The organism is Romboutsia sp. 1001216sp1 (genome assembly GCF_039841805.1).
Taxonomy (GTDB): Bacteria; Bacillota; Clostridia; order Peptostreptococcales; family Peptostreptococcaceae; genus Romboutsia_C; species Romboutsia_C hominis.
The window spans coordinates 20268-39630 of record NZ_JBDPHA010000012.1; the positions used below are offsets into that span (position 1 = coordinate 20268).

General features: G+C 29.3%; 19 protein-coding genes. All 19 read left to right on the forward strand.

All coding sequences use genetic code 11. From position 1 onward, the window contains the following. Positions 1 to 121: 121 nt before the first annotated feature. The 19 genes from purR to ABHC41_RS11450 all read left to right on the forward strand — a co-directional run bounded on the left by purR (position 122) and on the right by ABHC41_RS11450 (position 19290). Positions 122 to 991, forward strand: a complete 870-nt coding sequence (purR, locus tag ABHC41_RS11360) for a pur operon repressor (RefSeq protein ID WP_166504664.1) — start codon at positions 122 to 124, stop codon at positions 989 to 991. A 148-nt stretch (positions 992 to 1139) separates the two neighbouring features. Beyond that, positions 1140 to 1418: a septation regulator SpoVG gene (gene spoVG, locus ABHC41_RS11365; RefSeq protein WP_092921465.1), complete on the forward strand. Its 279-nt coding sequence runs from the start codon at positions 1140 to 1142 to the stop codon at positions 1416 to 1418. Positions 1419 to 1619: 201 nt separating this feature from the next. Next, the gene (gene glmU / locus ABHC41_RS11370) at positions 1620 to 2993 is read left to right on the forward strand and encodes a bifunctional UDP-N-acetylglucosamine diphosphorylase/glucosamine-1-phosphate N-acetyltransferase GlmU (RefSeq protein WP_092921463.1); all 1374 of its coding nucleotides are present in this window, start codon (positions 1620 to 1622) and stop codon (positions 2991 to 2993) included. 86 nt (positions 2994 to 3079) lie between these two features. Next, a complete protein-coding gene (locus ABHC41_RS11375) occupies positions 3080 to 4030 on the forward strand; it encodes a ribose-phosphate pyrophosphokinase (protein ID WP_092921462.1) in 951 nt (316 codons plus the stop codon). Positions 4031 to 4571: 541 nt separating this feature from the next. Beyond that, positions 4572 to 5636 (forward strand): type IV pilus twitching motility protein PilT, encoded by a 1065-nt coding sequence (locus ABHC41_RS11380; protein ID WP_092921460.1) that lies wholly within the window; start codon positions 4572 to 4574, stop codon positions 5634 to 5636. Between the two features lie 181 nt (positions 5637 to 5817). After that, positions 5818 to 6594, forward strand: coding sequence for an A24 family peptidase (locus ABHC41_RS11385; RefSeq protein ID WP_092921458.1), 777 nt, complete (start codon positions 5818 to 5820; stop codon positions 6592 to 6594). Between the two features lie 56 nt (positions 6595 to 6650). Next, positions 6651 to 7280, forward strand: coding sequence for a prepilin peptidase (locus ABHC41_RS11390; protein ID WP_271893863.1), 630 nt, complete (start codon positions 6651 to 6653; stop codon positions 7278 to 7280). Positions 7281 to 7293: 13 nt separating this feature from the next. Continuing rightward, complete coding sequence (gene pth, locus ABHC41_RS11395) at positions 7294 to 7854, forward strand: aminoacyl-tRNA hydrolase (protein ID WP_092921454.1); 561 nt, start codon at positions 7294 to 7296, stop codon at positions 7852 to 7854. A gap of 15 nt (positions 7855 to 7869) precedes the next feature. Then, positions 7870 to 11256, forward strand: coding sequence for a transcription-repair coupling factor (gene mfd / locus ABHC41_RS11400; RefSeq protein ID WP_195238523.1), 3387 nt, complete (start codon positions 7870 to 7872; stop codon positions 11254 to 11256). A 19-nt stretch (positions 11257 to 11275) separates the two neighbouring features. Further along, positions 11276 to 12280, forward strand: coding sequence for a peptidylprolyl isomerase (locus ABHC41_RS11405; RefSeq protein WP_271893864.1), 1005 nt, complete (start codon positions 11276 to 11278; stop codon positions 12278 to 12280). Positions 12281 to 12379: 99 nt separating this feature from the next. Further along, positions 12380 to 12919, forward strand: a complete 540-nt coding sequence (locus ABHC41_RS11410; RefSeq protein WP_092921448.1) for a stage V sporulation T C-terminal domain-containing protein — start codon at positions 12380 to 12382, stop codon at positions 12917 to 12919. Between the two features lie 260 nt (positions 12920 to 13179). Beyond that, positions 13180 to 14793: a polysaccharide biosynthesis protein gene (locus ABHC41_RS11415; RefSeq protein WP_166504667.1), complete on the forward strand. Its 1614-nt coding sequence runs from the start codon at positions 13180 to 13182 to the stop codon at positions 14791 to 14793. Between the two features lie 209 nt (positions 14794 to 15002). Beyond that, positions 15003 to 16457 carry a nucleoside triphosphate pyrophosphohydrolase gene (gene mazG / locus ABHC41_RS11420; protein ID WP_092921444.1) on the forward strand — a complete coding sequence of 485 codons (1455 nt, stop codon included), beginning with the start codon at positions 15003 to 15005 and terminating at the stop codon, positions 16455 to 16457. A gap of 71 nt (positions 16458 to 16528) precedes the next feature. Next, positions 16529 to 16807 (forward strand): HU family DNA-binding protein, encoded by a 279-nt coding sequence (locus tag ABHC41_RS11425; RefSeq protein ID WP_092921443.1) that lies wholly within the window; start codon positions 16529 to 16531, stop codon positions 16805 to 16807. 88 nt (positions 16808 to 16895) lie between these two features. Next, the gene (locus tag ABHC41_RS11430) at positions 16896 to 17138 is read left to right on the forward strand and encodes an RNA-binding S4 domain-containing protein (RefSeq protein ID WP_092921441.1); all 243 of its coding nucleotides are present in this window, start codon (positions 16896 to 16898) and stop codon (positions 17136 to 17138) included. Positions 17139 to 17199: 61 nt separating this feature from the next. Next, entirely contained in the window at positions 17200 to 17454 is a 255-nt protein-coding gene (locus tag ABHC41_RS11435) for a YabP/YqfC family sporulation protein (protein WP_092921439.1), read from the forward strand. Beyond that, on the forward strand, positions 17455 to 17949 hold the full coding sequence (gene yabQ, locus ABHC41_RS11440) for a spore cortex biosynthesis protein YabQ (protein WP_092921437.1): 495 nt from the start codon (positions 17455 to 17457) through the stop codon (positions 17947 to 17949). A gap of 6 nt (positions 17950 to 17955) precedes the next feature. Further along, positions 17956 to 18240, forward strand: a complete 285-nt coding sequence (locus ABHC41_RS11445; protein WP_271893868.1) for a septum formation initiator family protein — start codon at positions 17956 to 17958, stop codon at positions 18238 to 18240. A gap of 129 nt (positions 18241 to 18369) precedes the next feature. Continuing rightward, positions 18370 to 19290: a Ppx/GppA phosphatase family protein gene (locus tag ABHC41_RS11450; protein WP_271893870.1), complete on the forward strand. Its 921-nt coding sequence runs from the start codon at positions 18370 to 18372 to the stop codon at positions 19288 to 19290. The last annotated feature ends 73 nt before the right edge of the window (positions 19291 to 19363 follow it).

Below are 19363 nucleotides of genomic sequence, written 5' to 3' on the forward strand. Positions count from 1 at the left end.
TATTACATATACAATATATTAAAAAATTGCTTAAAACATAACCATTATTATATCATAATAAACATGGTTATGCATTATTTAGTTTATATAGAAGAAGCTGCAATCGTAGGAGGTTAAATGCATGAAATTTAAAAGAACGGAAAGAATTGGTGCCATAGTAAAGATATTATCGGACAATCCAAATAAGATATTTACATTAGGCTATTTTACAAATAAATTTAATGCTGCTAAATCTACAATAAGTGAAGATTTAATAGTAGTAAAAAATGTCTTTGAAAAATTAGAACTAGGGAAAGTAATAACAATATCAGGAGCAGCTGGTGGAGTAAAATATATACCAAAGACATCAAAAGCAGAAAATGAAGAATTTTTAATGGAATTATGTCAAAAAATAAGTGACGAATCTAGAGTATTATCAGGAGGATTTTTATATTTAATAGACTTAATATATGATCCTACTATAGCATCAAAAATAGGTAAAATATTTGCATCAAATATAGATTATGCAGAAGCTGATTGCGTAGTGACAATGGAAACTAAAGGAATTCCAATGGCTCTTATGACAGCTAAAGCAATGAATTTACCACTTGTTATAATAAGAAAAGATATAAAAGTATCAGAAGGACCTACACTAAGTATGACTTATGTTAGTGGAAATACTTCTAAAGTGGAAAGTATGAGTTTACCAAGAAGAGCAGTTAAGCCGAATAGCAAAGTTATATTAATAGATGACTTCATGAGAGGTGGAGGTACAATCAAAGGTATGACAGATCTTATGAGTGAGTTTGGAGCGGAAGTTATAGGAACGGGAGTATTTATATCTACAATGAAGCCAGAAGACAAAATGGTAAAAGATTATATATCTTTAATTCAATTAGATGTAAATGGAGATAATATAATAGTAGAACCAAATTTAAAGACATTTAAAGATGAATATCAGAAAGAATTTGTCGAAGGGGATTGTGACATAGAAGAAATAATAGAAGATTAGGTAAAAAATAAATTTACAAAAACCATAAATTTTCAAAAAATAAAAAAGGATATTCAAATATTTAATAGAATACTAAACTATAAGTAAATATATATATAAAATTTATAAATACATTAATTTGTCAAATTCAAAAGGGGGATATAAAAGGATGAAGATAACTGACGTAAGAATAAGAAAAATAACTGACGAAGGAAAAATGAAGTGTATAGTGTCTATAACTTTTAACAACTTATTTGTTGTACATGATATAAAGGTTATAGAAGGACATAATGGTTTATTCATCGCTATGCCAAGTAGAAAAATAGGGGAAGGTAATTTTAGAGATATAGCTCATCCAATAAACGCAGAGATGAGACAAGTATTAGAAGATGCAGTACTAAATGCATATCATGAAGCAGTTGCTCAATTAGAAGTTGCAGCTGAATAATTAAATAGAATTTTTTTATTGTTTATTATAAAGAGTCGAACTATTCGACTCTTTTTTATATTTAAAATTTTTGTTTAAATGTATACTTTTTTGACAAAAGGTGTTATATTAATTAGTAGTAACAAAGTATTGTATACAAACTATATTATATACATAATATAATAACATAGATAAAATAGTTATAAAGAATGGAGTGGAGAAATGAACTTTAAATCTATAATCCTTGCAGCAGGAAAAGGAACGAGAATGAAGTCTAAATTCCCAAAAGTAATTCATAAAGTATGTGGAAAAGAAATGGTTAACCACGTAATAGATGTATGTAAAAATTCAGGGGTTAACGATATAGTAGCAATATTAGGCCACGAAAGTGAAGTAGTAAAATCAAAACTACCAGAACATACAATGATAGCAATGCAAACGGAGCAATTAGGTACTGGTCATGCTGTCATGATGGCTAAAGAATACATAAATGATGAAGATATAATCGTAGTATTATGCGGAGACACACCTTTAGTAAAAGAAGAAACACTTAAAAAACTATTCGATTATCACATAGAAAATGAGTATCACACAACAGTGCTTACAACAGTAGTAGACAATCCAACGGGGTATGGAAGAATAATCAGAGATGAAAATTCAGATTTACTAAAAATAGTAGAGCAAAAAGATGCTTCAGAAGAAGAAAAGTTAGCTAAAGAGATAAACTCAGGAATATACTGCTTCAATGGAAAGAGTTTAAGAGAATCTTTAGATTTATTAGATAACAACAATGCACAAGGAGAGTACTACCTAACAGATACTATACAAATAATGAGAAATAAGGGTCTTAAAGTAGGAGCTTTCAACGGTTCTACAATAGAAGAACTAATGGGTGTAAACTCAAGAGTAGAGTTATCTAGAGCAGAACAAATAATGAGACAAAGAATAAATGAATCTCACATGGTAAATGGAGTAACAATCATAGATACTAATTCAACATATATAGAAGCTGGAGTTGAAATAGGAAATGATACAGTAATATATCCAGGAACTATGTTAATGGGAAGTACAAAAATAGGTTCAAGTTGTATAATTGGAATGAATTGTAGTATAACAAATTCAGAAATTGGCGATTATACAGAGGTGAAAAATTCAACTATAGTTGATAGTGTAGTAGGAGAAAACACTACAGTAGGACCATATGCATATTTAAGACCTAAGAGTAACATAGGGAACAATGTAAAGATAGGAGACTTCGTAGAAGTTAAGAATGCTACAATAGAAGATAATTCTAAAGCATCTCACCTAGCATATATTGGAGACGCTTATGTTGGAAAAGGTGTAAACATAGGATGTGGAGTAGTATTTGTAAACTATGATGGTAAAAATAAAGCAAAATCTATAGTAAAAGATGGAGCATTCATAGGTTCTAACTCTAATCTAGTAGCACCAGTAACTGTAGAAGAAAAAGGGTATATAGCAACAGGTTCAACTATAACAGACAATGTTCCACAAGGGGCGCTTGCAGTAGCAAGACAAAGACAAGTGAACAAAGAAGGTTGGGTAGAGAAGAAAGATCAAAAGGATAAAAAATAGCAACTAAACAGCTTATTATTTTTTTAGGCAAAAGCCTAGATTTTAAATAAATTAAACAAAGTTTCAAAAATTTTGGGAGGATTTACATGAACACTAGCGGAAGCGAAATAAAAATAATAGCAGGAAATGCATCTAATGAATTAGCTAAGAAAATAGCAGATCATATAGGTGTAGAATTATGTGACTGCCAAGTAAGTACATTCAGTGATGGTGAAATAAGCGTAAACATAAATGAAACAGTAAGAGGTTGTGATGTTTTCGTAGTTCAATCAACTAATAGTCCAGTTAATGACAACTTAATGGAATTATTAATAATAATAGATGCATTAAGAAGAGCATCAGCAGGAAGAATAACTGCAGTTATACCTTACTATGGATATGCAAGACAAGACAGAAAAGCTAAGGCAAGAGATCCAATCACAGCTAAATTAGTTGCAAACTTAATAACAGCAGCAGGTGCAGACAGAGTATTAACTATGGACTTACATGCTGCACAAATACAAGGTTACTTCGATATACCACTAGATCATTTACAAGGAGGAAGCATATTAGCTGATTACTTCAACAAAAAGAATATAGAAGATTTAGTAGTAGTTTCACCTGATTTAGGAAGTGTAACAAGATCAAGAAACTTTGCTAACAATTTAAACGGAGATGTTCCAATAGCTATAATAGACAAGAGAAGACCTAAAGCTAACGTATGTGAAGTAATGAACATAATAGGTGATGTGCAAGGTAAGAATGTTATATTATTAGATGATATGATAGATACAGCGGGAACTATAACAAATGCAGCAAATGCTTTAAAAGAATTTGGTGTTAAAGATGTATATGCTTGCTGTACTCATGGAGTATTATCAGGACCAGCTATGGAAAGAATAGAAAACTCTGCAATAAAAGAATTAATAGTTTTAGATACTATACAACTTCCAGAAGAAAAGAAAATAGATAAAGTACAAATAGAAACAGTTGCTCCATTATTTGGAGATGCTATAAAGAAAATATTTGCTAACGAGTCAGTTAGTAAGTTATTCTAGTCAAATAGATAAAGGATACCTATATAGGTATCCTTTTATTTTATCGCAATTAAAATGGATAAAAGAATATTTGATAAAGTTTAATATGGAATTTAAGGTAAAATAAGTGATTCAGGTAAAATTAAGCTAAAAAAAGATTTAGGACATTGACTATATATATTAGCTTAAATAATTTCTGAAGTAATGAGAGAAGTTGAAGATCAAGGTCAGGAGTTACTAGACCTTGTATTAACAGATACAGAAATAACGAAGTTAAAGAAGCCTTAAAAGTTTTTGAAGAATTTAATCTAAAGCTAGAGGAGATATTTCAGCTAATATCCAATTTATAGTCTATAGATCAGAAAAAGATATCCTTAGGTTAGACACAGATAACCCTCAATACTAAAAAGCCAGAAAAGTATAATCTATTTCAAGATACACTAAAATTAAAAATTTAATATACAACATTCAAATTGCATCTTAAATTTTATAAGATGCAATTTAATTATATAAGTTTACTATAGCAGTATATTTAAAAACTATAATATATGAGGAGAAAATTATGAATATATTTAATTTATTAGAAATGGCAGTAGAGTTAGGAGCATCAGATGTACATATAACAGTAGATACTCCTCCGATAGCTAGGATAAAAGGAAGCTTCGTAAAGTTAAATGAAGAAAGTTTAACTGAAAAAGACACTGAAATTATGGCCAGGGAAATAGCAGGAAATAAAAAATTTAAAATTCTAGAAGAACACGGAGAAGTGGATCTATCCGTATCTTTTAAAAGTGGGGATAGATTTAGAATAAATGCATATAAGCAAAAAGGTAAATATGCAATAGCTGTAAGGACTATAACATCTAAAATACCGTCATTTAAAACCTTAGGATTACCTGATATTATAGCTAGTTTTACAGAAAAGAGTAAAGGGTTAGTACTCGTAACGGGACCAACAGGAAGCGGTAAAAGCACAACTTTAGCTAGTTTAATAGACACAATAAACTCAACTCAAGAGAGACATATAATAACGCTAGAAGATCCTATAGAATATGTTCATCATCATAAAAAAGGAATAGTAAATCAAAGAGAAATAGGTAGCGATACAGAAAACTTTAATTCAGCACTTAGATCAGCGCTTAGACAAGACCCAGATGTTATTTTAGTGGGAGAAATGAGAGATCCTGAAACTGTTTCAATAGCTTTAACTGCTGCAGAAACAGGACATCTAGTTTTCTCAACTTTACATACAGTAGGCTCGGCTAAGACAATAGATAGAATAGTTGATATGTTCCCACCGGAACAGCAACAGCAAATTAGAACTCAATTATCAACAGTATGTGAAGGGATTATATCACAGCAATTAATAAAAACTATAGATGGAACAAATAGAGTCGCAGCATTAGAAGTTATGGTAGCCACACCAGCAATAAGAAACTTAGTAAGAGAAAATAAAACATATCAAATACAAAATATTATACAAACAAGCTCTAAGTTAGGTATGCAATCTATGGATCAAGGTTTGGTAAATTTATACAGAGAAGGAAAAATATCAAGAGATAGTGTATTAAGTAAGTGCTCTGACTACGAATACACATCTAGATTAGTTGGAGGGATTAATTATTAATCAAGCAACTAAATATAAACAGTTTAATACAAAAATATATAGATAAAATTGGAAAATATAATGAGAAAAAGTAAAATTTTTTATAGATGATATAAACTTGATACTAAAATTTAAATGTGACTCAGGATATGTAAACTATTTATAATATGATAAAAAATTAAACAAGGAGATAAATTGACAGATGGGAATGTATTATATATATTTTTTTATATTTGGAATAATATTTGGCAGCTTCTTTAACGTATGTATATACAGAATACCAAATAAACAATCAATATCAAATCCCCCATCACATTGCTACAATTGCAAAACACGACTAAGGCCATTAGATTTAGTCCCTGTACTTAGCTGGACTTTTCTAGGAGGAAAATGCAGATACTGCAAACAAAAGATACCGCCAAGATATGCATTAGTAGAACTTCTAACAGGTATATTGTTTGTATTAGTATATAAAGTATACGGACTAAACACTATAACACTATACTACTTGTTATTAGTATCACTATTAGTAATAATAACCTTCATAGATATAGATCACTATATAATACCCGATGGATTAATAATTTTCGGTAGTATAGGAGCTCTAGCTTTTAATATCCTAGGACAAGGAATCGGGTTAAAAGAAAGTTTACTAGGAGGGCTAATCTGTGGAGGAGGTACACTAGTACTAATATATCTGATAGAGCTATTAGTAAAAAAAGAAGTAATGGGTGGGGGAGACATCAAACTTTTTGGTATGGTAGGACTATTTTTAGGAATGAAATATGGACTACTAACAGTATTATTAAGTGTATATGTAGGAGCAATTTACGGAGTTTGTACTATAATATATAGCAAGATAAAAAACAAAGAATATAATTCAATGATACCTTATGGACCATTTATATCCATAGGAACATTAATTAATGTTCTATGTGGAACATCTATAATAGATTGGTATATGAGTTTGTTTTTATGATTAGATAATATAAATAGGGTCAATAATTAAATTGACCCTATTACTATGTTTAGATTATGATATATATAGTATTAATTTCAATAATAACATCATATATATGCAATAAAAAAATATATAAAATATGTGATGAACTTAATCAAAATAAGCTAAATACAATAATAATTTACACATTAAATCTGTTATCAATGTCTTTAATCTACTACAAATATGGAGTAAACGCAGAGTCAATAAAGTACTTATCGCTAATACCATTTATAATAGTTATATCAATAATAGATTATCATACTACATATATATATGATATAACTGTACTTAGTGGTATAATAATTCAAGGTGGAATTTTTCTAATTACAATAAAGTATGATGTTAACACAATGAGCCATATCATTGCACTATTAATAGGACTTATTGTACCATATATATTAGCCACAACAACAAAATCATTAGGACAAGGAGACATAGGCGTATACTGCTTATGTTGTTTTGTATTAGGGCATAACTATTCAATGTATTTAATCGCCTTATCATTTATTTTAGCTTGTCCGTATTCGATATATATACTTTTGTATAAAAGTAATAAGGAGAGGAAAATACCATTTGCACCATTTATATCTTTAGCAACAATAACAATAATAATAACAAATTATGATATATTAAATTTATATTTTAGCATAATAAGTAAATAGAGGAGGACAAAATATGTACGTAGTAGTAGGGTTAGGTAATCCAGGCAAGAAATATGAAAAAACTAGACACAATGTTGGTTTTGATGTTATAGATATTCTTGCAAAGGAATATAACATATCAGTGACGAAAATAAAGCATAAGGCCTTAATAGGAGAAGGAAGAATAGGTTCTGAAAAAGTTCTATTAGTTAAGCCACAAACATACATGAATTTAAGTGGTGAAACTTTAATAGATATATATAAATACTATAAGGTAGATTTGAGCAATATAATAGTAATATATGATGATATTGACTTAGATGTGGGTAAACTAAGAATAAGAAAAAAAGGTAGTGGTGGAACTCATAATGGTATGAGATCGATCGTTAAGTGTTTAGGTTCAACAGAATTTCCAAGGGTTAGAGTTGGAGTATCTAAGCCTATGCCAGGCCAAGATTTAGCAGATTTCGTTCTTTCAAGATTTAGAAAAGAAGAAGTTGATGATTTAGAAAGAGGTCTTGAAAAAGCATATCATGCTGTTGAGACTATAATAAAGGAAGATATAGATTTATCTATGAACAAATATAATGGATAGTGAGGGGGAATTAATATGAATGATGTATTTGTATACCCTTTGCAAAATTCCAAAGAATATAAAGAAGTTATAAACTCTATACAGAAAAACAAAGGCTCATTACTTATTAATGGGCTTTTACCTGTACAAAAACCTCATATTGCATATTCACTATACAAGGACTTATCTAGACAAATGATAATTATAACAAGTAGTGATTTAGAGGCTAAAAAAGTATATGATGATTTAAACTTTTATATTAAGGATAAGGTGGAGTATTTAGGTTTTCAAGATATTTACTTCTACCATTTAGATGCAAAGGATAGAAATGAAGAAGCTAGAAAATTAAAGGTGTTGCTAAAATTGGCTAAAGGTGAGGAAATAATTTTGGTAACATCTATTGAAGCTGCTTTAAAAAAATATATACCTAAAGATGTTCTTTTAGAGAATATATCAACTCATAAGATAGGTGATACTCTAAATGTAGAATCACTAAGTGAGAGATTAGTTGAGTTAGGATATGAAAGAGTTTCTAAGATAGAAGGTTTTGGTCAGTTTAGTATAAGGGGAGGAATAATAGATATATTCTCCCTAGAATACACAAATCCAATTCGTATTGAGCTATTTGATGATGAAATAGAATCTATACGAACTTTTGATGTTTTTACGCAAAAATCTATTGAAAAGATACAAGAATTTTCTATAACTCCGTCTAGAGAGTTTATATACCCTAAAAATATAGATGAATCTGTGGCTAGAATGAAAAAAGATGTTAGTAAGCATACAGATGATGATGTTTTACAGAATATAGATAAGATATTTAATAAGACTTACTTTGAAGGAATAGAAAATTATATAGATTATATATATACAGATGAAAATAAGAGTATTTTTAATTATTTAAGTGAAGATGCAATAGTATTTATAAGTGATATAAGCAGACTTAAGGAAAGATGTGAAAATTATATACATACTTTCAAAGAAAATTATAAGGTAAATCTTGAAAGAGGATTGGCACTTAAAAATCAAGGGAAACTTTTATATCATTATTCAGATTTAGAATTTATTGCATCTAATAAAAAGTTTGTAATAAACACTTTACTACCAAAGCCTATAAATGATTTTAATATAAAATCAATTGTAAACTTTGAGGCTAGGGAAATACCAACTTTTAATGCTAAGGTAGATATATTAGTAGAGGAATTAAATAGATTAAAATACAATGGATATAAAATAATTTTAGCTACGAATACTCTTGATAGAGCTAAGAAATTAAATTCAGATTTATTGGATTTAGGGCTTGAATCAACTATCTCAGAAAGTAGGGATATAGAGATAAAATCGTCTCAAATAATAATAATACCAGCTCGTATAAGTAGTGGATTTGAGTATAAATCTATAAAGTATGCAGTTATAACTGATAATGAAATGATAGGTGTACATAAAAGAACATCGTCATCTAAGTCTAAAAAATCTAAAAAAGGTAAAAAAATAGAATCTTTCTTAGAGTTAAGTGTAGGAGATTATGTTGTACACGAGAATAATGGAGTTGGTAGATACACAGGAATAGAGCAAATAACTGTGAATGCCGTAAAAAAAGACTATATGAAGATAGTCTATCAAGGTGGAGACAATTTATATGTACCAATAGACCAAATGGACAAAGTCCAAAAGTATATTGGGGTAGAGGAAGAGAAGGTAAAGCTTAATAAATTAGGAACAAATGAGTGGACTAAGGCAAAAGCTAAGGTTAAAAAAGAAATAGAGGATATGACAAAAGACCTTATAGAGCTATATGCTAAACGTGAAAAAGTAAAAGGTTACAAATTCTCTGAAGACACTCCTTGGCAGCTAGAGTTTGAATCATTATTCCCACATCAAGAAACAGATGACCAACTAAAAGCCATAGAAGATACTAAAAAAGATATGGAATCAGATAAAGTTATGGATAGACTTGTTTGTGGAGACGTTGGGTATGGTAAAACTGAGGTAGCTATAAGAGCTATTTTTAAAGCTTGTATGGAGCAAAAGCAGGTTGCAGTATTAGTTCCAACGACAATACTAGCTCAACAGCATTATAATACTTTTAGGGAGCGTTTTGATAATTACCCAATAAGAGTAGAAGTATTAAGTAGATTTAAAACTCCTAAGCAACAAAAACAAATAATTGAAGATGCTAAAAAAGGTTTGGTGGATGTACTTATAGGTACTCATAGAATAGTTTCTAAGGACATAAACTTACCTAACTTAGGATTAGTTGTTATAGATGAAGAGCAGAGATTTGGAGTAAGACATAAAGAGGCTCTTAAAAAGATAAAATCAACAGTGGATGTATTAACTTTATCAGCAACACCTATACCTAGAACACTACACATGTCGCTAAGTGGAATAAGAGATATGAGTGTTATAGAAGAGCCTCCTCAAGAAAGACATCCTGTAATAACTTATGTTACAGAAGCAAAAGAAAGTGTTATACAAGATGAAATAGAGAGAGAACTAGCAAGAGGAGGTCAAGTATTCTTTGTATATAATAGAGTAGAAAGAATTGAAGAAATGGCTAGTATGATACAACGTTTAGTACCAGATGCTCAAGTAGCCGTAGCTCATGGTAGAATGACTTCTAAAGCTTTAGAAGATATAATATTAGGTTTCTTAAATAAAGATTATAATGTATTGGTTTGTACAACTATAATAGAAACTGGTATGGACATATCTAATGCTAACACTATGATAGTATATGATGCAGATAAGATGGGCCTTGCACAACTTTATCAGTTAAGAGGTAGGGTAGGAAGAAGTTCAAGACAAGGCTATGCTTATCTAATGTATGAAAAGGATAAAGTATTAAGTGAAGTAGCAGAGAAAAGACTTAAAGCTATAAGGGAGTTTACAGAATTTGGTTCTGGGTTTAAAATAGCTATGAGGGACCTTGAAATAAGAGGTGCAGGAAATATACTTGGATCTCAGCAACATGGGCATATGGCTGTAATAGGATATGATTTATACGTCAAGATGTTAAATGAAGCTATTAAAAAGGTTAAAGGTGAGGCTATTATCGAAGAAATAGATGTAGAAATAGATTTAAGTGTAAATGCTTATATACCAGATAGTTATATAAGTGATGAGTTAATGAAAATAGAAATGTATAAAAAAATTGCATCTATAGAAGATAAAGAAGATATGAAGGAAGTAGAAGAGGAATTAGAGGATCGATTCTCTGATATACCTAAGTCTGTTAAATGTTTATTAAGAATAGCATATATAAAAACATTGTGTAAAAAGCTAAAGATAGAAAAAGTTAGACAGTTAAAAGATGAAATAATACTTGCTCCAATAACAAGATACAAAACAAGTGAAAAAATAGGGTATAATATAGTGATTGAGTTGGAAGAACTATTAGAAAAGATGTGTAGTATAAAATAAAATTAAATGAGGTGTTCAAATGAAAAAACTAATGTCAGTTGCAGTAGCTATGATGGTAGGGTTATCTGTCACAGCTTGCTCAAACTCGCCTAAAGGTGATGGTACGGTAGCTACAGTTAATGGTCAAAAGATAACTGTTAGTGAATACGAAACAACTCTAGCGTTATACAAGCAATCAGTAGAGGCTATGTATGGAAAAAATGTATGGGACACAGAAGTTGAAAAAGGCGTTAAATATAGAGATAAGTTTAAAGAAAATATCTTAGACCAAATGATAAATGTAGAAGTAGTATATGAACAAGCAAAAAAAGATAATTTACTACCTACTAAAGAAGAAGTAGACAAAAAATATAATGAATTAAAGAAAAATATAGATTCAGATAAAGAGTACAAGAAAGATATGGAAAAAATAGGAGCTAATGATGAGTTCCTAAGAACTCAACAAGAACAAGATTTAGCTGTTCAAAATTATAAAGAACATTTTGATAAGACTATTAAAATATCTGATGAAGAAATGAAAAAGTATTATGAAGACCATAAAAAAGACTACTACAAAGATGAAGTTAAAGCATCACATATATTAGTTTCAACACAAGATAAAAATGGAAAGCCACTTTCTGATGAAAAGAAAAAAGAAGCTAAGAAAAAAGCAGAAGATCTACTTAAGAGAGCTAAATCAGGAGAAGAGTTCTCAGAACTTGCAAAAGAAAATTCTGACGATCCAGGTTCAGCAGCACAAGGTGGAGATTTAGGGTACTTTAGCAAAGGAATGATGGTTCCTGAATTTGAAAAAGCAGCATTTAATCTTAAGCCAGGTGAAATATCAGACATAGTAGAAAGTAGCTTTGGGTACCATATAATAAAAGTTACAGATAAAGTAAATGAACAAACTCCATATAATGATGTAAAAGATTCAATAAAAACTATATTACTTAATGAAAAATTCACTGAACAAGTAACTAAACTTACAAAAGAAGCTAAAATAGAGAAAAATAAAGATGCATTAGACAAAATAAAAATATAAATATAAAGGCTATGCAAATTATGCATAGTCTTTTTTGTATATTTTTCTTATCATTGGTAAAAATAAGCTTAAAGTAATTTATGGAGGGATAAACTAAACATGAGAGCGACAGGAATTGTTAGAAGAATAGATGATTTAGGAAGGGTTGTTATTCCTAAAGAAATAAGAAAAACTTTAAGAATAAGAGAAGGAGATCCTCTAGAAATATTCACAGCTAAAGATGGAGAAGTAATCCTAAAAAAATACTCACCAATTGGAGAGTTAAATGAATTTTCTCAAGAATACACAGAAACTTTAGGAGAAACACTTGGTTTAGGTGTTGTTGTTACAGACTTAGATTCTATAATAGCTGTTTCTAAATTACCTAAAAAAGAATATAAAGAAAAAAGTATAAGTGATGAATTAGAACAATTAATAGAAAATAGAGAAACAAAAACTAGTAAGGATACTAAGCTGATACCTTTACATAAAGATGACAGCATGGATTATAAAAAACAAATTATAATACCTATAATAAGCTCATCAGGTGACTGTATAGGATCAATAGCACTAGTAGCAAAAGAATCAGATGATATGTCAGAAGCTGAAGAAAAAATATTAAAAATAGCAGCAAACTTCTTAGGAAAGCAAGTACAGTAAAAGATATAAAGTCAAAGACCCAAATAAATTTGGGTCTTTTTTATAGGGAATATTAAATTAAATTTTTAAAATGTTGAAAAACTGTAAGTATAAGTAATATCAATTGATTTACATATATAAAAAAGTGATTTAGATTAAGATACAAAGTCGTTTGGTTCATCAATAAAGCTAATTATTTAAAGTTATAGTAATATATTGAACATACTATTGAATATATGATATATTAAAGTTTGTTATACAAAAAATATGGAGGTCGTGTTATGAGTAATAACAAGAACAAAGACTCGTTCTTAAAAGGTGCCCTTATACTTGGATTAGCAGGTATAATTGTAAAGATAATGGGGGCATTCTTCAGAATACCTCTTGGAAACCTAATTGGGGCAGAGGGGATGGGATATTATCAAGCTGCATATCCTGTTTACACTTTATTTTTAACACTAGCAACAGCAGGATTTCCAACTGCACTTGCAAAGTTAGTATCAGAAAAGAACGCAATTGGAGACCATAAGGGTGCTCATAAAATATTTAAAGTGTCATATACAGTTTTATTTATAACTGGTTTAGTGGCATTCTGTATATTCTTCTTTGGAGCAGATTACATAGTAAATGACATAATGGAAAATCCAGGTGCATACTACGCTATGATGGCTATATCACCAGCGCTTTTATTCGTACCAATGATGTCATCTTATAGAGGATATTTCCAAGGTAAAAGAGAAATGACAAAGATAGCTATATCTCAAATCCTTGAGCAGTTCTTCAGAGTTATATTAGGGTTAGGATTAGCTTACTATCTAATGAATAATTATGGTCCAAAACTAGGAGCTGCAGGGGCTATAATGGGGGCTACAATAGGTGCAGTAGCATCTATAGGTTATTTAATACTAGTTTATTTAGGACAAAGAAAACAACGTAAATATGAGAATGAAGCTAGTGCTCATTTCAAAGACGAATCAGTGTCTAGGATAATGAAAAATCTTCTAGTAGTAGCTATACCTATAACAATAGGTGCATCTGTTATGCCTTTAGTAAATATGATAGATAATGTAATAGTTATTAGAAGACTTACAGAAGCAGGATATACTCCTGGTCAAGCATTAGCGTTATTTGGGCAATTAACAGGATTAGCTATGTCTATAATCAACTTACCATCAGTTGTTACAATATCTATGAGTATGAGTTTAGTTCCATCTATATCAGAATCATATGCTGTTAACAACAAAATTAAGGCAAGAAAAGATACAAAGACAGCTATAAAAGTAACTTTACTAATAGTTTTACCAGCAGCATTTGGTATTGCATCATTAGCAGGTCCAATAATGCATTTATTATATCCTAAAGAGCCAGCATACGTAGGAACTATATTATTAGTACTTACACCATGTATAATATTCTTAGGATTAATACAAACAATGAATGGTATACTTCAAGGTATGGGTAAACCAATGGTACCTGTAATAGCTTTATTAATAGGTATGCTATTTAAGGTAGTAATAAGTTATACATTAACAGGTATATATGAAATAAATGTATTAGGTTCAGCTCTAGGTACAGTTACTGCATATCTAGTAGCAGCGCTAATCGAAATCATTTACATAAGAAAAGTGATGAAAGTAAAATTCTCACCAAGTGAATTTATTATAAAACCACTAATAACAGTTATAAGTATGTTTATAGTTGTTAAGTTAAGTTATGGATTCTTATTTGGAATATTAGGTAATACATTATCTACTGTAATCTCAATATGTATAGGTGCTGTCATCTATGGATTAGTACTTATATTTATAGGTGGAATTAAGAAAGAAGAATTATTAACTATTCCAAAAGGTGATAAACTTTATAGAATACTTAAAAAATTTAATCTTATGAAATAGAAAAACACTACTATAGAACATCATATGTTAAAATAATTATAGTTGTTGTTAAATATAGTCAAAAAATTATGCCTAATACTAATAAGAATTAGGCATAATTTCCTTAAAATTAAATAAAAAGGCAGATTCATGAACATAATATTTATGAATTAGATAGTACATATTTATAAGATAACTAACAATTGAAATAAATTAAGAGGAGTGGTATTATGGGTAAGATAAGTATTGTAGGACTTGGCCCTGGAGATTATTCTTTAATTAGTCAGGGAGCATTAGAAGCCTTACAGTCAGCTCAAAAGATATTCTTACGAACAGAGAAACATCCAACAGTGGACAAGCTAAAAGAATCTATAAAATATACTTCTCTAGATTATTTTTATGAAAAAGAAGAAAACTTTGAAGACGTATATACAAAGATTTCAGAATTTATAATAGAAACATCTAAAGAAGGGGACTTAGTATATGCTGTCCCAGGGCATCCAAGAGTTGCAGAAAAGTCTGTAGGTATAATAGAATCTATGGCAAGAGAAAAGGGCATAGAAGTAGAAACAATTGCATCTATGAGTTTTGTAGACGCTATGTTTAACTACTTAGCAGTTGACCCTGCAGATGGATTTAAGTTGATAGATGCATTTGAGATACAAAATTCCTATATAGATACAAATACTGCAATGATAATAACTCAAATATATGATAGCTTTATAGCTTCAAATATTAAGTTACAATTAATGGAGTATTATGATTATGATCAAGAAGTATGTATAGTAAGTGGTGCAGGTGTCAAAAATCTAGAAAGTAAGAAATATGTACCTTTATTCGAGCTAGATAGAATGGAAAATAAATTCGATTATTTAACGAGTTTATATATACCAAAAAGCTCTAAAAAAGTGTATAATACAGTAAATGACTTATATCAAATAATGGAAACTTTAAGAGGTCCAGGTGGTTGTGACTGGGATAAAAAGCAGACTCATGAATCATTAAAAAAATATGTCATAGAAGAAGCGTACGAGCTTTGTCAAGCTATAGATAACGATGATATAGATGAAATGATAGAAGAGCTAGGAGATATCCTTTTACAAGTTATATTCCACTGTCAAATAGGACAAGAAGAAGGATTATTTGATTTAAAAGAAGTTGTAGCTGGTATATGCGAAAAACTTATACATAGACATCCTCATGTTTTCAAAAATGAAGATATTGATATGAATACATTTGATAAAACATGGGAAGAGTTAAAAAAAGAAGAAAAAGGTGAAGACACCGTAACAGAAGGATTAAAAAGAATACCTAAATATTTACCTGCTCTTACAAAGGCTGAAAAAATACAATATAAAGCAGCTTTAGTAGGATTTGACTGGGATAATATTGATGATGTATTAAAAAAAGTTGAGGAAGAATATAAAGAATTACTTGACGAACACAAACAAGGAAATATAAAATACATAAAGGAAGAACTAGGAGATTTATTATTCTCAATAGTAAATTTATCCAGATTTTTAGGTATAAATCCAGAAGAAGCATTAAACCTTACAAGTCAAAAATTTATAAATAGATTTGAATTTGTTGAGGAAGGCTCAAGAAAATTAAACAAAAAATTAGAAGATATGAGCCTTGAAGAAATGGACAATCTTTGGAATGAAGCAAAAGCTAATAAGTTATAATTTTTAGCTAAAAACTAGAATTTAAAAATAAGAATTCTATTATTATATAAATTTTTTAGGAGGTAAGTATCGTGAATAAAGCTGAATTAGTTGCAAAAATGGCAGAAAAGAGTGAATTAACTAAGAAGGAAGCAGAAGCAGCATTAAACGCTTTTATGAAATCAGTAGAAGAAGCATTAGTAGGTGGAGAAAAAGTTCAATTAGTAGGATTTGGAACATTCGAAACTAGAGAGAGAGCTGCTAGACAAGGAAGAAACCCAAGAAACCCAGAAGAAGTTATAGAAATACCAGCTTCTAAAGCTCCAGTATTCAAGGCTGGAAAAGGTCTTAAAGATATAATAAATGGATAATTATTAAATTAAAAAGTGTGGAATTTTATACCACACTTTTTCTATATACTAATATAAATATAATTTTTTAAGGAAGTGAACTTAGATAATGAGATTAGATAAATTTTTAAAAGTGTCTAGAATAATAAAGAGAAGAACAGTAGCTAAAGAGGCTTGTGATAAGGGGATAGTTACTATAAATGGGAAAGTTGCAAAATCTTCATCAGAAGTAAATGTAGGGGATTTATTAGAAATAACTTTTGGAGAAAAAGTTATGAAGGTAAAGATAAATGAAATAAGAGAGCATGTATTAAAAAATGATGCAAAAGAAATGTATGAAATAGTAGAATAAAAATAGGATATCCTCAGTATATTTATAGTAGTATTAATTGAAAATTTACTGGGGGGGTACTATGGAACATAATATAACCTTAAAGGATAGGAGCAATTTAATTGTTTCTGGTGTAGAGCACATCTACTCCTTTAGCGATAAAAAGGTAGAAGTTAAAACAAGCGCAGGTGAAATGGTAATAGAAGGTGAAAACCTAGATATGAGTAAGCTGAGCATAGACGAGAAAGTTATAAATGTAGATGGAACCATAAATGCTATAATTTACTCCAAGGAAAGAAAAACACAAGAAAGCTTTTTTAAGAAGGTGTTTAAGTAGATGACTCCGTTTACTCAAGATGCTAGTTATTTTTTTGCAACTATTTACGGTGGGATAGTTGTAGGCGTATTATTTGATATTTATAGAGTTATAAAATCAAATTTTAAATTTATAAAATACTGCTCTTTAGTTTTTGATGCATTATTTTGGATTTTAACTACAATAACAGTTTTTATAACCGTAAATGCAATAGAATCTTTTGAACTGAGATATTATCATTTTTTAGCCTTATTTATTGGTTTTATTTTATATTACAACACCATAAGCAAATTTGTTTTAGCAATAATGAATAAAGTATTATATATTTTAACAGCATTAATCAAAAATACCACAAAGTACATAGTCAGTATTTTGAAGAATTTGTATTACGTTATGATATACACACTACACTTTTTATTTGATATGATATTTTATATACCTAATATGATTGTACTTATAAATAGGGGAGTGAAGAGAAAAACATTAGGTAAGATAAAAATAAGAAAAAAGGTGTAGGTTAATATGAACTTAAGAAAAAAATTTTCGAGCCAGTTTATAGTATTAACATTATTTTTAGGTGTCATAATAGTAGGCATGATGAGTGGATTTATATTTCAACTAAAAAAGTATAAGGAATATAAAGAAGAAATTTATAGTCTCAATGAGCAAATAAAAGAGACTAGGCTAGAAATAAAAGAGGCTGAAAAAACAAAGAGTAATAACGACCTAGAGACTATGGCTAGAGAACGCTTAAATATGGTTAAGCCAGGGGAAATCATATATATTGATATAAAAGAAGGTAACTAAGTTACCTTCTTTTTAGATGATAAATATTTAAGGTATGTGAATGCATGTAAATATGAGATAATTAACATATATAGTTAAAAAATTAGTTGTACCTTATTATTGAACAAAAAAGACAAAGGAGATATACCAATGAAGATAGGAGCAATTGATATTGGAACAAACTCAATGAGACTTTTAGTGGCTGATTATATAAATGGCAAGATAGAAAATAGAAAAAAATTTATAAATACTACACGAATAGGACAAGGTGTAGATAAAGAAGGATATATAAATAAAGAAGCGATAGATAGAAATATAAAAGCACTAGAAACATTCTCTGATATATGTAAAGAAGAAGGTTGTGAAAAAATATATGTAATGGGAACTTCTGCATTAAGAGACAGCAAGAATAAAAATGAATTTATAGACTTAGCCAAAGAAAAAACAGGCATAGATATAGAAATAATAAGTGGCGTAGAAGAGTCAAATTTAGGATTTAAGGGTGTGTTAGAAGGTCTAAATGAAAAAGATAATATATTAGTAATAGATATTGGTGGAGGATCAACAGAGTTTATAATTGGAAACCGAAAAGGAATAAGTTTTGCTAAAAGTGAAAATGTAGGAGCCTTAAGGATGACAGAAAAATTTTTAAAAAAAGATCCAATAGATAACAAAGAATTTGAAGATATGGAAGTTTTCATAGAAAATACATTAAAAGATACATTAGAGTATATAAAAAGTTGCAATATAAGTTATCTTGTAGGCATAGGCGGAACTATAACATCTTTATCAGCAATTAACCAGGAATTAGAAGTCTATTCTATGGAAAAAATACACAATAGTGAAATATGCAAAAAAGATATAGATATAGTTCTACAAAGTTTAAAGAATATGACACTAAATGATAAAAAAAGATTAAAAGGATTACAGCCTAAAAGAGCAGATATTATAACTGCTGGTGTAAAAATACTAGATAAAATAATGGAAAAACTAGAAAGTCAAAAAATAATTGTAAGTGAATACGATAATTTGGAAGGATTAATCTGTCAAAAATCAAAAAATATGTCTTAATGTTTTTATTATAGAGAACTCATTATGACAAAAACATTACCCCCCTCTTTGTTACAATCTCATTATAAACAAA

What these genes read in the sequence shown, in the direction of transcription:
- purR (WP_166504664.1), top strand. Translation starts at nt 122, where the DNA reads ATGAAATTTAAAAGAACGGAAAGAATTGGTGCCATAGTAAAGATATTA.
- spoVG (WP_092921465.1), top strand. Translation starts at nt 1,140, where the DNA reads ATGAAGATAACTGACGTAAGAATAAGAAAAATAACTGACGAAGGAAAA.
- glmU (WP_092921463.1), top strand. Translation starts at nt 1,620, where the DNA reads ATGAACTTTAAATCTATAATCCTTGCAGCAGGAAAAGGAACGAGAATG.
- ABHC41_RS11375 (WP_092921462.1), top strand. Translation starts at nt 3,080, where the DNA reads ATGAACACTAGCGGAAGCGAAATAAAAATAATAGCAGGAAATGCATCT.
- ABHC41_RS11380 (WP_092921460.1), top strand. Translation starts at nt 4,572, where the DNA reads ATGAATATATTTAATTTATTAGAAATGGCAGTAGAGTTAGGAGCATCA.
- ABHC41_RS11385 (WP_092921458.1), top strand. Translation starts at nt 5,818, where the DNA reads ATGGGAATGTATTATATATATTTTTTTATATTTGGAATAATATTTGGC.
- ABHC41_RS11390 (WP_271893863.1), top strand. Translation starts at nt 6,651, where the DNA reads ATGATATATATAGTATTAATTTCAATAATAACATCATATATATGCAAT.
- pth (WP_092921454.1), top strand. Translation starts at nt 7,294, where the DNA reads ATGTACGTAGTAGTAGGGTTAGGTAATCCAGGCAAGAAATATGAAAAA.
- mfd (WP_195238523.1), top strand. Translation starts at nt 7,870, where the DNA reads ATGAATGATGTATTTGTATACCCTTTGCAAAATTCCAAAGAATATAAA.
- ABHC41_RS11405 (WP_271893864.1), top strand. Translation starts at nt 11,276, where the DNA reads ATGAAAAAACTAATGTCAGTTGCAGTAGCTATGATGGTAGGGTTATCT.
- ABHC41_RS11410 (WP_092921448.1), top strand. Translation starts at nt 12,380, where the DNA reads ATGAGAGCGACAGGAATTGTTAGAAGAATAGATGATTTAGGAAGGGTT.
- ABHC41_RS11415 (WP_166504667.1), top strand. Translation starts at nt 13,180, where the DNA reads ATGAGTAATAACAAGAACAAAGACTCGTTCTTAAAAGGTGCCCTTATA.
- mazG (WP_092921444.1), top strand. Translation starts at nt 15,003, where the DNA reads ATGGGTAAGATAAGTATTGTAGGACTTGGCCCTGGAGATTATTCTTTA.
- ABHC41_RS11430 (WP_092921441.1), top strand. Translation starts at nt 16,896, where the DNA reads ATGAGATTAGATAAATTTTTAAAAGTGTCTAGAATAATAAAGAGAAGA.
- ABHC41_RS11435 (WP_092921439.1), top strand. Translation starts at nt 17,200, where the DNA reads ATGGAACATAATATAACCTTAAAGGATAGGAGCAATTTAATTGTTTCT.
- yabQ (WP_092921437.1), top strand. Translation starts at nt 17,455, where the DNA reads ATGACTCCGTTTACTCAAGATGCTAGTTATTTTTTTGCAACTATTTAC.
- ABHC41_RS11445 (WP_271893868.1), top strand. Translation starts at nt 17,956, where the DNA reads ATGAACTTAAGAAAAAAATTTTCGAGCCAGTTTATAGTATTAACATTA.
- ABHC41_RS11450 (WP_271893870.1), top strand. Translation starts at nt 18,370, where the DNA reads ATGAAGATAGGAGCAATTGATATTGGAACAAACTCAATGAGACTTTTA.